At 49.6% G+C, this 13,656-nt stretch carries 13 protein-coding genes; 4 read left to right on the plus strand and 9 right to left on the minus strand.

Annotation, left to right across the window (positions count from 1 at the left end; all coding sequences use genetic code 11):
- Positions 1-28 precede the first annotated feature (28 nt).
- From argF (A9B99_RS13735) to arcA, 3 genes are all read right to left on the minus strand, one after another.
- Positions 29-1,033 (minus strand): ornithine carbamoyltransferase, encoded by a 1,005-nt coding sequence (argF, locus tag A9B99_RS13735; protein ID WP_064598366.1) that lies wholly within the window; start codon positions 1,031-1,033, stop codon positions 29-31.
- A gap of 81 nt (positions 1,034-1,114) precedes the next feature.
- On the minus strand, positions 1,115-2,032 hold the full coding sequence (arcC, locus tag A9B99_RS13740; protein WP_064598369.1) for a carbamate kinase: 918 nt from the start codon (positions 2,030-2,032) through the stop codon (positions 1,115-1,117).
- Between the two features lie 18 nt (positions 2,033-2,050).
- Positions 2,051-3,271 (minus strand): arginine deiminase, encoded by a 1,221-nt coding sequence (gene arcA, locus A9B99_RS13745; RefSeq protein WP_064598371.1) that lies wholly within the window; start codon positions 3,269-3,271, stop codon positions 2,051-2,053.
- A gap of 704 nt (positions 3,272-3,975) precedes the next feature.
- Between arcA and A9B99_RS13750 the strand changes: the two genes are divergently transcribed.
- Positions 3,976-4,431, plus strand: coding sequence for a YhcH/YjgK/YiaL family protein (locus A9B99_RS13750; RefSeq protein ID WP_064598373.1), 456 nt, complete (start codon positions 3,976-3,978; stop codon positions 4,429-4,431).
- Positions 4,432-6,021: 1,590 nt separating this feature from the next.
- On the opposite strand, the gene A9B99_RS13770 is transcribed toward A9B99_RS13750, so the two are convergent.
- The 5 genes from A9B99_RS13770 to argL form a co-directional block, all read right to left on the minus strand.
- Positions 6,022-6,873, minus strand: coding sequence for an N-acetylmuramidase domain-containing protein (locus A9B99_RS13770; RefSeq protein ID WP_064598381.1), 852 nt, complete (start codon positions 6,871-6,873; stop codon positions 6,022-6,024).
- 10 nt (positions 6,874-6,883) lie between these two features.
- Positions 6,884-7,360, minus strand: a complete 477-nt coding sequence (locus tag A9B99_RS13775; RefSeq protein WP_064598383.1) for a hypothetical protein — start codon at positions 7,358-7,360, stop codon at positions 6,884-6,886.
- A gap of 517 nt (positions 7,361-7,877) precedes the next feature.
- A complete protein-coding gene (locus A9B99_RS23880; RefSeq protein ID WP_156519060.1) occupies positions 7,878-8,123 on the minus strand; it encodes a hypothetical protein in 246 nt (81 codons plus the stop codon).
- 652 nt (positions 8,124-8,775) lie between these two features.
- Positions 8,776-9,783, minus strand: coding sequence for an ornithine carbamoyltransferase (gene argF / locus A9B99_RS13785; protein WP_064598388.1), 1,008 nt, complete (start codon positions 9,781-9,783; stop codon positions 8,776-8,778).
- Positions 9,753-9,848, minus strand: coding sequence for a putative translational regulatory protein ArgL (gene argL / locus A9B99_RS24515; RefSeq protein ID WP_231889194.1), 96 nt, complete (start codon positions 9,846-9,848; stop codon positions 9,753-9,755). Before argL ends, argF (A9B99_RS13785) begins: the two co-directional genes overlap by 31 nt.
- 98 nt (positions 9,849-9,946) lie before the next feature.
- Between argL and rraB the strand changes: the two genes are divergently transcribed.
- Together rraB and miaE are read left to right on the plus strand one after the other, a co-directional pair.
- The gene (gene rraB, locus A9B99_RS13790) at positions 9,947-10,372 is read left to right on the plus strand and encodes a ribonuclease E inhibitor RraB (RefSeq protein WP_064598390.1); all 426 of its coding nucleotides are present in this window, start codon (positions 9,947-9,949) and stop codon (positions 10,370-10,372) included.
- A gap of 51 nt (positions 10,373-10,423) precedes the next feature.
- Positions 10,424-11,191, plus strand: a complete 768-nt coding sequence (gene miaE / locus A9B99_RS13795) for a tRNA isopentenyl-2-thiomethyl-A-37 hydroxylase MiaE (protein ID WP_064598391.1) — start codon at positions 10,424-10,426, stop codon at positions 11,189-11,191.
- 7 nt (positions 11,192-11,198) lie between these two features.
- Here the strand turns inward: miaE and A9B99_RS13800 are convergent, their stop codons facing one another.
- Positions 11,199-11,693 (minus strand): GNAT family N-acetyltransferase, encoded by a 495-nt coding sequence (locus A9B99_RS13800; protein WP_064598392.1) that lies wholly within the window; start codon positions 11,691-11,693, stop codon positions 11,199-11,201.
- 207 nt (positions 11,694-11,900) lie between these two features.
- Here A9B99_RS13800 and A9B99_RS13805 point away from each other — a divergent pair, with 207 nt between their 5' ends.
- Positions 11,901-13,097 carry a YjgN family protein gene (locus tag A9B99_RS13805; protein ID WP_064598393.1) on the plus strand — a complete coding sequence of 399 codons (1,197 nt, stop codon included), beginning with the start codon at positions 11,901-11,903 and terminating at the stop codon, positions 13,095-13,097.
- The last annotated feature ends 559 nt before the right edge of the window (positions 13,098-13,656 follow it).

The raw sequence follows: 13,656 nt of genomic DNA on the forward strand, positions 1-13,656 counted from the left end.
CGGCAGGCTCTGCTGCCGCATGACTGTGTTATTCACCCAGGGTTGCCACCATGACGGCTTTAATGGTGTGCATGCGGTTTTCTGCTTCATCGAAAACGATAGAACGGGGGGATTCAAAAACGCTTTCGGTTACTTCCAGCCCTTTCAGGCCCCAGGTTTTCTCAATCTCTTTGCCAACCGTGGTTTCATCGTTATGGAATGCGGGCAGGCAGTGCATAAATTTCACCTGGGGGTTACCAGTGGCTTCCACAACAGCATCGTTGATCTGATAAGGTTTCATCAGCGCTACACGCTCTGCCCAGGCTTCTTTGGCTTCACCCATCGACACCCAAACATCGGTATAGAGGAAATCCACACCCGCCACGCCTTCCTGTACGTTGTCGGTCAGCATGATGCGTGCGCCAGTTTGTTTGGCGATGTCCTGGCACTGAGCAACCAGTTCAGGTTCCGGCCAGAATGCTTTAGGTGCCACCAGGCGGATATCCATGCCCATTTTCGCCGCACCCACCATCAGGGAGTTGCCCATGTTGTTACGGGCATCGCCCAGGTAAGCAAATGCGATGTCTTTCAGCGCACGACCTGGTGTGTGTTCCTGCATGGTCATCAGGTCAGCCAGAATTTGTGTGGGGTGGAATTCGTTGGTCAGACCGTTCCATACCGGGACGCCTGCGTATTGCCCCAGTTCTTCCACAATGGCCTGGCCGTAGCCACGGTATTCAATGCCGTCGTACATCCTCCCCAGCACGCGGGCAGTATCTTTCATGGACTCTTTATGGCCAATTTGTGACCCGGTCGGCCCAAGATAAGTGACCTGCGCACCCTGGTCGAATGCCCCCACTTCAAAAGCACAGCGGGTACGGGTGGAGGTTTTTTCGAAGATCAACGCAATATTTTTGCCAGCCAGCGTTTTCTTTTCTGTCCCGGCTTTTTTGGCGGCCTTCAAAGAAGCCGCCAACTCCAGCAGGTAGTGAATTTCAGCGGGCGTAAAATCGAGGAGTTTTAAAAAGTTTTTATTTTTCAGTGAAATAGTCATTATTATATCCTTTTTTGGATAACACTTTTCTACCCCGGCCTGGTGAGGGCAGGGATCAGGTGTGGCAGTAAAAAACGCGAATCAGTGGGCTGAGATACGTGTGCCTTTGTCGCCCGCCAGAATTGCCAGGCCATCTTCCAGAGCGCCAATGCCAGCAACCCCATGGCATTGCTCGACAAACTGGCAGCAGGCAGCCACTTTCGGACCCATAGAACCCGCATCAAAGGTCATCGTCTTGAGTTCAGCCGGGGTGACTTGGGCCAGTGGGCGCTGGTCTGGTTGCCCCCAGTTGAGATATACCCCGTCTGCGTCGGTCAGAATCAACAGCGCATCCGCTTCAATCTGGCGGGCCAGCAGTGCTGCGGAGAGGTCTTTATCAATCACCGCTTCAATGCCGTGATAGCCATCGCCTTTTTCAACCACCGGAACACCGCCGCCGCCGTTGCAGATGACCAGGTGGCCGCGCTGGATCAGGGCGCTGATGGCATCACTTTCCAGAATGCGTTGGGGTTGGGGTGACGGGACTACCCGGCGTGTCCACTCACCGTCCTGGCGGAAAACCCAGCCTTTCTCGGCAGCCAGTATTTCTGCCTGAGCACGGTCATATACCGGCCCGATATATTTGGTCGGGTTGCTGAATGCCGGATCACTGGCGCTGACTTCTACCTGGGTGAGCAACACACTGATTTCCTGGTCGGGCAGAACGTTTTTCAGGGTTTGCTGCAACATATAACCAATCATGCCCTGGCTTTCTGCACCCAGGATATCCAGCGGATACGGGGCGACTTTGTCAAAGGCGCTATTTTGCAAAGCCAGCAGGCCAACCTGAGGGCCATTGCCGTGCACCAGTACCACCTGCCACTGGTGGGTGAGCTGGGCTATTGTCCGTGCTGCCAGTGCGATATTTTCGCGCTGAACAGACGCCTCAAGAGGCTGGCCGCGTTTAAGCAGTGCATTGCCGCCAAGGGCAACGACCAGTGTGGGTTTACGTTCCGTCATGTTCGTTGTTCTCCGTTCTCAAATGCCATCACGTTCCAGCGGGCAGCTCATGCAGCGTGCGCCTCCACGGCCGCGCCCCAGTTCATTACCGGGAATGGGCAGTACGGTAATGCCGGCTTTGTCATATTTTTCGTTGGTCCAGGTGTTGCGTTCGTAGCCGACAACCACACCCGGGCGCAGTGTCAGTACGTTGTTGGCGTCATTCCATTGTTCGCGTTCTGCTTCAAAGGCATCGCCGCCAGTGGTTATCAGTTTCACCTGGTCAATATGCAGTGCCTGTTCCAGCGCATGCAGCAGGTTGGGAGCCTGCTGGCGTTTCAGACCACCCCGGCCATCTGGCGTCAGTACCCAGCACTGTGCGTTCTGCCGCACCACTTCCGGGTAGACGGAGAAGGTGTCGATATCAATGTGGGTCATCACGGTATCCAGGTGCATACAGGAGCGATGTTTGGGGAGTTCCAGCGCAATCACTTGATTAGCCTGGTTATGCTGGAATAGTGAAGTGGCGAGAAATTCCACCCCTTGCGGTGTGGTGCGTTCAGACATACCAATTAATACCGCGCCACGGCCAATAACCAGTACGTCTCCACCTTCCAGCGTGGCATGGTCATAATTGATATTTTCATCGCCGTAATATTTCACAAAATCACCAGCGGAAAATAATGGGTGCCAGCGGTAAATAGCACGCAAATTATTTGTTTCTCGCTGACGGGCTGTTTTTGCCATTGGGTTAATTGAAACACCATTATAAATCCAGCAGGATGTATCACGGGTGAATAAATGGTTAGGCAATGGCTTCATAATAAAATCGGTGGCGCTATGAGTATCCGTTACCATATTTTTAATATGCCCGGGTATTTCACCATAAGTGACCCCGCCAGTGAGGCGGCGCGCCAGCTCGCGGTGCGGTAAATCAGCCAGCCATGCCCGCACATCGGAGGCAAATGCCGGCCCCAGGCGGTAGTCAGATATTTGGGTGCTGAGTAACCAGTCACGCGCCTGAGTGTTATCCAGTGTTTCACTCAGTAAATCAGTGAGTAGCAGCACTTCAACACCCTGTTCCCGCAGTGTGTTGGCGAAGATATCATGCTCTTCACCTGCCTTTTCCACTGACAGCACATCATCAAATAACAAGTCCTGGCAGTTCGATGGTGTCAGGCGTTGTAAGCTGAGGTTAGGGCGGTGAAGTAAGACGCTGCGTAATTGCCCTATTTCGGAACCGACATAATGTTTTTGCATATTTAATCCTCATTATCTTTTATTCCGGAAGCCTGTTTTAAATAGCAGTTATCCACATCCTGTTAATGAGAAAACAGAAGATAATTGCCTTTGCTTCCGGCTTGATGGCATTGGTTTTAAATTGTTTTGCTGATGCTATTAAAAGCAGTTTGAAGTGGTGTTGCAATCCAAAAAACAAAACTGTTCGGTTTGTTTGATATGGCTCTTAAATAATGCAGATTGCATTAAGTTGAATCTGAATAAATAATCTTTAGTTGAGTTTTAATATTTATAGTTGTTATTTTTTTGTGAGAATATGCAGGATTGAAAATATTTTAACTTATTGATTATTATGTGTTATTTTTGCTGGTGTGCATAAGTATGCAAAAAAACACAGTTTTGATTTTACTCGCTCCATTATGAGAGAAATAGTTAACCGTAAAACTGCATAAAATAGAGAAAAACAAAACTGTGAGTGTGAAGACTTTTTTTTAGTATGGCTATAAAAATCAACAGGATGGCGACTTTTTTATGCACTTATTTGCATAAGTAGTGCATAAAAAAGAGACATCTGCTGCATAAAAAATGCCTGGGCAATAACAAGTGATTTACATCAGCGGAGATAAACATGCGGTGACTATCAAAGACAATAATTTGCGCTGGTATGGCAGTGCGATTCATCGTATAAATCAGAGAGTGAAACACGGTTTTAATAAGGAACTCCCATGATCATTGGTAACATCCATAATTTGCAGCCCTGGCTGCCAGATGCGTTACGCCAGGCCATTGAGTATGTAACAGCGCATGTCACTGACGAAACCCCCGCAGGTAAATATGAAATTGACGGCAACCGTCTGTTTTATATGGTTTCTAATGATGTCACAGAACCCTTTGCCGACCGCAAAGCGGAATATCATGCCCGTTGCCTGGACATTCAAATTGTTCTGAATGGCAAGGAAGGGATGACGTTCAGTACGCATCCGGCAGGTAAACCAGACACTGACTGGCTGGCAGATAAAGATATTGCGTTCCTGGCCGCTGGCGTGGACGAGAAAACAGTTGTACTGAATGAAGGTGACTTTGTCGTATTCTGGCCGGGCACCGTGCATAAACCGCTGTGTGCTGCTGGTGAACCCGGCAAAGTCCGTAAGGTTGTTGTGAAGTTGCGGGTGAATGACTGAGCAGGACAGGGGGCCGGGCCCCCTATGCCCGTTCACGGCTGTGAAGCTACATCACTGGAAGTGAACGGAACATTCACCTGCCAGTGCAGAGCAAATTGCGCGCCGTGTCAGCCACACTGCTTCCTCTCACCCGCTGCGCCCGGCGCCCGCAGGGGGCACTGGCCCCCTGCACCCCCTTTTGTGGCCGGCAAAATCGCCGCTACGCGGACATTCGGCTTACCCCGGCGGCCTGTTCGGGTACCGCTCCGAGTCGGCATCCTGCCTCCCGTCGCTCTGCCTGCATCCTGCAGGCAGCCCCGGCCCGCCAGGCACGCCTCAACGATTTAGAGGCCACACCCCACACCCGCCTGTCATATCTCAGCAAAAAACACACAAAGACATATCAGGCACAAATCCCCCAGCCACACCAGACAACACAAGAAAATAGCCACTTGCAGCGGGGACAGTTCGCGTAAGACCGGTGAACCGGAGAAAGGAAGACAAGGTTATTCCGCCCGGATGGCGGAATAAGGCGAAACGAGGCATGGATGCCGAGTCGAGCCGGCCGCAGGCTGACTGCCCGGAGGTGAACGCAGTGCGCAGCACCGGTCGCCCGCGAAAAACCGGATTGTTAAGGGGCGGGCCCCTTAACACGTTCACAGGCTGTGAAGCCACATTAACCACATCACTGGAAGTGAACGGAACCTTCGCATCAGTCCAGGTGAGCGGAAACAACCACACTGCAAGTGAACGGAACAGTCACCACTGTAACAGTAAATCTGCCAGTACTGAGCAAATTGCGCGCCGTGTCAGCCACACGGCTTCCTCTCACCCGCTGCGCCCGGCGCCCGCAGGGGGCACTGGCCCCCTGCACCCCCTTTTGTGGCCGGCAAAATCGCCGCTACGCGGACATTCGGCTTACCCCGGCGGCCTGTTCGGGGACCGCTCCGGGTCGGCATCCTGCCTCCCGTCGCTCTGCCTGCGTCCTGCAGGCAGCCCCGGCCCGCCAGGCACGCCTCAACGATTTAGAGGCCACCCAAACCCACCCGTTTGTAAGCCAGCAGCAAAAAATAAATAAAGACATACCGGGTACAAATCCTCCAGCCACACCAGACAACACAAGAAAATAGCCACTTGCAGCGGGGACAGTTCGCGTAAGACCGGTGAACCGCAGAAAGGAAAACAAGGTTATTCCGCCCGGATGGCGGAATAAGGCGAAACGAGGCATGGATGCCGAGTCGAGCCGGCCGCAGGCTGACTGCCCGGAGGTGAACGCAGTGCGCAGCACCGGTCGCCCGCGAAAAACCGGATTGTTAAGGGGCGGGCCCCTTAACACGTTCACAGGCTGTGAAGTCACATTAACCACATCACTGGAAGTGAACGGAAACAGCCACACTGCAAGTGAACGGAAATAACCACCCCCGGTGAGCGCACTACACTGCACCGGTCGCCCGCGAAAAACCGGATTGTTAAGGGGCGGGCCCCTTAACACGTTCACAGGCTGTGAAGTCACATTAACCACATCACTTCAGGTGAACGGAAACAACCACACTTCAAGTGAACGGAATATTCATTCAACCTGGTTAATTCTGTCCCCGCAGATAAAAATTTTCAGGCAGACAAAGCTAGCTGATAATTGTTTGCCAACCTAATATCATAATGTTTTTTATAATATGCTCTTCCATTATAAATATATGCAACTCTTCTCCATGATTTCTGCTGTAATGCATTCAGTAATGAGTTGTCACTGTTAATGAAGTTGATAAAAGAATAAAATTGCCCATCAATTGTTTTCATTCCTGAAACAAATTGCTGTATGGAATTAAACCCACATCTTTTGTAATAGCGGCCTAATATTTGAAATGCTCCCCACGATGCAGATTCAAGAGCTGCATTCTCATCTAATTTTCTGGCTTCATCTAAACGAATATATTGTTGATTGTAAGTACCATAATGAGGATACGGTTCTTTAGCTGATATATCCGGATGTGAGGTATCGAAACGATTATTTGTTAAGGAGGAGAAGATGTGTCTCTCATAAAGAATATATGGTTTTCCCGGTGATAAAAAAGGACTGCCTTTGGTTTCTGTCATGGCAATTGCTTTAACTGCAGCGACTTCACATTTTAAAGTATGAGCTGCTTCAATAAAGTAATCTTCTGTAATAACATTGCCTGATGAGTGAAATTGAGGGACAATATGTTTTTCTTTTTTCTTAAAATGTAATGACCTCAGAGTTACTCCATGTGGTGAGATAATTCCATCTGGAGGGTCTAATTTGACAATATTGGCCTGATATTGTCTTATTCTTGCGATGGTCTTTGGACCCACTATACCATCAACAGATAATTTATCAGACTGATTTTGCGTAGCACTGTTCAGTAGTGCCTGGATGGTTCTGACATCCTGTTTTTGATTCAACTGTCCAGGACCGACTGGAAATCCTATTTGTATGTGTTCCATTTTTTATTTCTTATTCAGGGAGGTATTTTTTTATATATTTATATCCGTAAAGCGTATCGTCATCATCCGATGTCAACACCTGCGCATTACCCAGATAGCTTTCAATTGGCTTTGTTTCATTTGTACATTTTAATATGCTGACAAGATTGCTTGCTTTCCAGATGGCTACACCGCTTTGTACTTTCTGTGCCGCATTTTTACTGGTAAAAACAACATATGAATATGTGCCGTTTATAAATCGTAAGTAAGATACCTCACCCCCCCCGGGAGCCAAAAGATACGCATTGCGGATTGAATCAATGTCCTTATGCTCCACAGGCAGACGGAGATCTGTATGATCAACTGTGCCATATTGATAAACCGGCGTTCCAGTGTCGTTTACACTTATTGTAAGTGTTTTGTTGTTTTTTAAGTGGCAAATAAAATCTTCTGCATGACTGACACTGCAAAACATGACTGCAGAAAGAAATGCTATTGTTTTTTTCATACCAGACTCTTAGAGGAAATTTCGATAAAATAGTAATGCTAAGTTGTTGATATAAACTAAGAATAATCTTAATTATGAATTAATGTGCTAATTATTAACAAAATAAATAATATGAAACAATCTGATTCATTTAGAATTATAAATTCTATTGTGCAATTCAAACCCACTCGTTTGTAAACCTGAAGCTATCAACAAGGAAAACAGACAGTACACAAATTCCCCAGCCACACCAAACCATACAAAACCCCCGCTATTCACAGCGAGGGACAGTTCGCGTAAGACCGGTGAACCGGAGAAAGGAAGACAAGGTTATTCCGCCCGGACGGCGGAATAAGGCGAAACGAGGCAGGACGCCGAGTCGAGCCGGCCGCGGGCTGACTGCCCGGAGGTGAACGCAGTGCGCAGCACCGGTCGCCCGCGAAAACGGGGATTGCAAAGGGGGCGAGCCCCCTTTAGCCCGTTCACAGGCTGTGAAGCCATATTAGTCACCTCACTTCAGGTGAACGGAACTTTCACATCAGTCCAGGTGAACGGAAACAACCACACTGCAAGTGAACGGAACAGTCACCACTGTAACAGTAAATCTGCCAGTACTGAGCAAATTGCGCGCCGTGTCAGCCATACTGCTTCCTCTCACCCGCTGCGCCCGGCGCCCGCAGGGGGCACTGGCCCCCTGCACCCCTTTTGTGGCCGGCAAAATCGCCGCTTCGCGGACATTCGGCTTACCCCGGCGGCCTGTTCGGGTACCGCTCCGGGTCGGCATCCTGCCTCCCGTCGCTCTGCCTGCGTCCTGCAGGCAGCCCCGGCCCACCAGGCACGCCTCAACGATTTAGAGGCCACCCAAACCTACCCGTTTGTAAACCAGAAGCCGCAGCAAAAACACACAAAGACATACCATGCACAGAACATACAGCCACTCAGCACAACACAAACAATCCGTCACTTGCAGCGGGGACAGTTCGCGTAAGACCGGTGAACCGCAGAAAGGAAGACAAGGTTATTCCGCCCGGATGGCGGAATAAGGCGAACCGAGGCATGGATGCCGAGTCGAGCCGGCCGCAGGCTGACTGCCCGGAGGTGAACGCAGTGCGCAGCACCGGTTGCCCGCGAAAAACCGGATTGTTAAGGGGCGGGCCCCTTAACACGTTCACAGGCTGTGAAGTCACATTAACCACATCACTGGAAGTGAACGGAACCTTCGCATCAGTCCAGATGAACGGAACCTTCGCATCAGTCCAGATGAACGGAACCTTCGCATCAGTCCAGGTGAACGGAACCTTCGCATCAGTCCAGGTGAACGGAACCTTCGCATCAGTCCAGGTGAACGGAACCTTCACATCACTTCAGGTGAACGGAAACAACCACACTTCAAGTGAACAAAAATACCTACACCAGACGAACGCCCCCTCCACCAACTACAAATCCGTCAGTGTCGCCACCATCACCGCTTTAATGGTATGCATCCGGTTTTCAGCCTGGTCAAACACAATACTATTCGCAGACTCAAACACCTCATCCGTCACTTCCATGCCACCCACCAGACCGTATTCCTCAGCCATCTGCTTACCTGTGGTAGTCTGGTCATCATGAAAAGCAGGCAGGCAGTGCAGGAATTTCACATCCGGGTTGCCGCTCAATGCCAGCATCTGTGCGTTCACTTGGTAAGGTTTTAACAGCGCAATACGTTCAGCCCATTTATCTTTGGCTTCCCCCATCGACAACCACACATCGGTATAAATGAAGTCTGCGCCTTTCACACCACTGGCAATATCTTCTGTCAGAGTAATATTCCCTCCATTGGTTTTTGCCAGCGCCAGGCACTCTGTTACCAGTTGTTCGTCTGGCCAGCAGGCTTTCGGAGCCACCAGGCGCAGATCCAGCCCGGTTAATGCCGCCGCTTCCAGCATGGAATTCCCCATGTTATTGCGGGCATCTCCGGCATACACCAGTGTCATCTGGTTAAATGCTTTACCTGGCAGGTGCTCCTGCATAGTCAGTAAATCAGCCATTAGCTGCGTGGGATGGAATTCATTGGTCAGGCCATTCCACACCGGTACCCCGGCATACTGGGCCAGTGTTTCGACAATTTCCTGGCCATGGCCACGATACTGAATACCATCGTACATGCGGCCCAGAACACGGGCGGTGTCTTTAATTGATTCTTTATGGCCAATCTGGCTGCCACTCGGGCCAATCCAGGTTACTCGTGCACCCTGGTCGTATGCGGCAACTTCGAAAGAGCACCGGGTGCGCGTGGAGTCTTTTTCGAAGATGAGCGCGATATTTTTCCCCAACAGGTGCTGTGCTTCTGTGCCATTTTTCTTGTCGCGTTTTAGCTGGGCGGCCAGGGTCAGTAGTTCGTGTAATTGGCTGGGGGTGAAGTCGAGCAATTTCAGAAAGTGTTTCTTATAGAACCAGGACATTTTTGCCTCACATGGTCAAAACCACTAGTTGAATTAAAATTCACTTTATATGTATGAATATTCATTTTCAACCCCGGGGTCAGAAATCTTTGCACATGAGAGTGGAGGCAAGGCTCCGGCTGTGGGAGAATAGCGCCGTATGCCAACTTACGGAGGCTCTCTTATGGCAAACCCTGAACTGCTGGACGAACAACGCGAAGAAACGCGTTTGGTTATTGAAGAATTACTGGAAGACGGCAGCGACCCGGATGCGCTGTACACCATTGAACACCACCTGTCCGCAGATGACTTTGAGAGTCTGGAGAAAGTGGCTGTGGAAGCCTTTAAGCTGGGTTATGAAGTGACCGACCCGGAAGAACTGGAACTGGATGGCGGCGAAATAGTTATTTGCTGCGATGCCATCAGTGAATGTGCTTTAAACGCTGAGCTTATCGACACCCAGGTTGAGCAGTTAATGGATCTGGCCGAAAAATTCGAAGTGGAATATGACGGCTGGGGAACTTACTACGAAGACCCGAATGGCGAAGACGGCGGCGATGACGACGATGATGATTACGTGGATGAAGACGACGACGGCGTCCGCCACTGATTCATGATAAAGCGGCGGGGTAACCCGCCGTATTAAGCCTGGAACCGTTAGATGAGTTACCCCGAAATTCTTGCCCCCGTATTACAGTTTCTCCACTGCACCACACCCGAAGCCTGGTTACATGAAGCCCGTAAACCGGAAAATTTACCATTGTTGCTGACCGACCACATGGTGTGTGAGCTGAAAGCCGCGCAAACTGCCATGTTGCTGATTCGCAAGTATGTGGCCGACCAAAAGGGTGCGGCAGCGTTGCTGGAGTGGCTGCAACCCTATGAAGCGTTTACTTTTCGCGAAGGCCCGGAGCCTGACTTTATCGCGTTGCATAAGCAAATCAGTAAAAGCGCCATGCCTCAAACCAGCTCACCCTGGGAACAGGCGCTTATCGACCGCATGGTGTTGCTTATCAAAGAAGAGCTACACCACTTCTGGCAGGTCAGGGAAGTGATGGCGGCGCGCAATATTCCTTATGTGAAAATAACCGCCAGCCGGTATGCGAAAGGCTTGTTGCGCAGTATCCGCACCCACGAGCCAGCGACGCTGGTAGATAAACTGATTTGTGGCGCTTATATAGAAGCGCGTTCCTGCGAACGTTTTGCAGCACTGGCCCCCTGGCTGGACGGTGACCTGCAAAAGTTTTATGTCTCTTTGCTGCGTTCGGAAGCCCGCCATTACCAGGACTACCTGGCGCTTGCCCGGCAAATATCAGTAGATGATATCCAGGCTCGCGTACAGGAAATTGGCGAAGCAGAGGCCGCATTGATACTGTCGGAAGATACCGAATTCCGTTTTCATAGCGGCGTACCGGTCAACCAGGCTTAATTGAGCATTACAGTATTTTCAGCATACGAACTTCGCAATCGACATGGCCTGTACAACCCATGGCCTGGTCAATATGTTTAAAGCCCAGGCGTTCATATAGCCCAATAGCCTGTGTCAGTGAACTTGTAGTTTCCAGATAACACTGGTGGTAACCCTGCTGTTGGGCAAATTCCAGCGCCTGGATCGCCAGTTTTTTTGCCAGCCCTTTACCACGCGCCACAGGCAGAAAATACATTTTCTGTAATTCACAGGTATCGCTGGTACCACCTGCCAGTGGTGCCAGACCACCGCCACCAACAACGCGCCCCTGATACTCTACAACCCAGTATATATGCCCAGGCTGGCTATACACCTGGTACAGTGCATCCAAATTAGGGTCTGCAACGGTGTAGCCTTTATCCGCCGTTAACCCATATTCTGCAGATACCTGACGAATAACATTTGCAATAGCCGGGTTATCTTCTGCAGTTATTTCCCGTGATATAAATTCTTCACTGCTCATTATTTTCTCTTAAGAATTGTCTGAATTATTTTGGCCGTTAATTAATATCAGCCTGCTAATAACATTAGTTTGTGCGAATGACAACCCCGTTAATCCAGGTGTATTTCTTTTTGTAAATATACTTTACAATAAAAAGTCCTGAATGCACACAGAGAAAATATATCTTCTTAACTTATTGTTTTATTTGAATTTTAACTAAGGATTGTTATGTCAGACGTAAATGACGGGATGGTAAACAGCCCGGTTCGAGCTATGTCCTTCAAAGGTACGGGTGGTGAATTTTTTGTTATATGGTTGGTCAACACTATTCTGACCATCATTACTCTTGGATTGTTTCTTCCCTGGGCATTTGTCCGCTCACGCCGTTATTTCTATGAAAATACAGAATTAGCCGGGAAAAAATTTGCTTATCACGCAACAGGTAAATCTATTCTGGTTGGCTGGCTGTGCATCGCCGTGTTGTATGGCATTTTTCTGGTGAACATTGCCCATAACAATGCCGTATTATCATTGATTATGATGCTGTTGTTTATACTGTTTTCCCCGTGGTTGATCATGCAGGGTTTACGTTACCAGGCCATGATGACCACATTGAATGGTGTGCGCTTTAACTTCCGCACCAATCCGTTACGCGCCTGGTGGGTGATGCTGGGGCAGCCATTACTGATTGTGGTGGCTATGTCGATGCTCGTCACCTCTATTTTGAGCGTCATGGGTTCCGCAATGAGTGCCGGTATGGTTATTGGCGGCTCTGTATGTATTGCCCTGGTTACTCTTTTTAGCATTGTACTGATTCAGGGGCTTTATATTTCACAGTGGGGTAGATTGCTGATTAATAATTTGCAGTACGGTAACGTGAAATTTGAAGTAAGTCTTGAAACGAAAAAGTGTGCCATTATTATCGTGAAGGCAATTGTGCTATTTATTCCTTTCATGATTGCTGCAGGTTACTTTATTGTTGCCCCTATAGTGCATCTGATGAAGTATTCCGGTAATCCGGAAGACATGATTATGATGGCAGCAATGCAGTCTGCAGGTTCAATATTGCTGGGTTATTTCCTCTATATTCTGGGTGCTCTGGTGTGCTATTGCTACGGTTATGTGGCAGTACGTAACTATATCTACAGCCAGGCGAGCCTGCATAATGGCGCTATTTGTTTTCGTTCCACGGTACGTGTTGGTGCGTTTGTGTGGCTGGTTGTCAGTAATCTGTTTATTTGCAGCATTACAGCGTTTCTGGCTTACCCATGGGCGCGAGTCCGTGCGACACGTTATTTACTGGAAAATACCCATGTAGAAGGGGATTTGGACCAGTTACCAGTGGAAGACCACAATGATAAGCCAGCGGCTGACCCGGCGAATTTGCTGGCGCGTGGGTTGTCAGTGATGCAGTTTGTATTTTGATTAAAGGGGGCTTTGCCCCCTTTTTTGATCCCGGTTAGGCAGATTACAGTTACTGCGGTGAATGTTGTGTTCACTTTGCATAGTGTCATGTGTAGTTGTTTCCGTTCACTTGCAGTGTGGTTGTTTCCGTTCACCTGGACTGATGTGAAAGTTCCGTTCACCTTGGACTGAAGTGAAGGTTCCGTTCACTTCCTGTGATGTGGTTAATGTGACTTCACAGCCTGTGAACGTGTTAAGGGGCCCGCCCCTTAACAATCCGGTTTTTCGCGGGCAACCGGTGCTGCGCACTGCGTTCACCTCCGGGCAGTCAGCCTGCGGCCGGCTCGACTCGGCATCCATGCCTCGGTTCGCCTTATTCCGCCATCCGGGCGGAATAACCTTGTCTTCCTTTCTGCGGTTCACCGGTCTTACGCGAACTGTCCCCGCTGCAAGTAGCGGGGCTTTTTGTGTTGTCTGGTGTGGCTGGGGGATTTGTGCCTGATATGTCTTTGTGTGTTTTTGCTGCTGCTTCTGGCTTACAAACGGGTAGGTTTGGGTGGCCTCTAAATCGTTGAGGCGT

Origin of the sequence: Mangrovibacter phragmitis (assembly GCF_001655675.1) — a bacterium.
GTDB lineage: Bacteria > Pseudomonadota > Gammaproteobacteria > Enterobacterales > Enterobacteriaceae > Mangrovibacter > Mangrovibacter phragmitis.

Bases quoted from the DNA above. Each gene is read 5' to 3' on its own strand.
- argF (WP_064598366.1), bottom strand. From the start codon at position 1,033: ATGACTATTTCACTGAAAAATAAAAACTTTTTAAAACTCCTCGATTTT.
- arcC (WP_064598369.1), bottom strand. From the start codon at position 2,032: ATGACGGAACGTAAACCCACACTGGTCGTTGCCCTTGGCGGCAATGCA.
- arcA (WP_064598371.1), bottom strand. From the start codon at position 3,271: ATGCAAAAACATTATGTCGGTTCCGAAATAGGGCAATTACGCAGCGTC.
- A9B99_RS13750 (WP_064598373.1), top strand. From the start codon at position 3,976: ATGATCATTGGTAACATCCATAATTTGCAGCCCTGGCTGCCAGATGCG.
- A9B99_RS13770 (WP_064598381.1), bottom strand. From the start codon at position 6,873: ATGGAACACATACAAATAGGATTTCCAGTCGGTCCTGGACAGTTGAAT.
- A9B99_RS13775 (WP_064598383.1), bottom strand. From the start codon at position 7,360: ATGAAAAAAACAATAGCATTTCTTTCTGCAGTCATGTTTTGCAGTGTC.
- A9B99_RS23880 (WP_156519060.1), bottom strand. From the start codon at position 8,123: ATGCCGACCCGGAGCGGTACCCGAACAGGCCGCCGGGGTAAGCCGAAT.
- argF (WP_064598388.1), bottom strand. From the start codon at position 9,783: ATGTCCTGGTTCTATAAGAAACACTTTCTGAAATTGCTCGACTTCACC.
- argL (WP_231889194.1), bottom strand. From the start codon at position 9,848: ATGAATATTCATACATATAAAGTGAATTTTAATTCAACTAGTGGTTTT.
- rraB (WP_064598390.1), top strand. From the start codon at position 9,947: ATGGCAAACCCTGAACTGCTGGACGAACAACGCGAAGAAACGCGTTTG.
- miaE (WP_064598391.1), top strand. From the start codon at position 10,424: ATGAGTTACCCCGAAATTCTTGCCCCCGTATTACAGTTTCTCCACTGC.
- A9B99_RS13800 (WP_064598392.1), bottom strand. From the start codon at position 11,693: ATGAGCAGTGAAGAATTTATATCACGGGAAATAACTGCAGAAGATAAC.
- A9B99_RS13805 (WP_064598393.1), top strand. From the start codon at position 11,901: ATGTCAGACGTAAATGACGGGATGGTAAACAGCCCGGTTCGAGCTATG.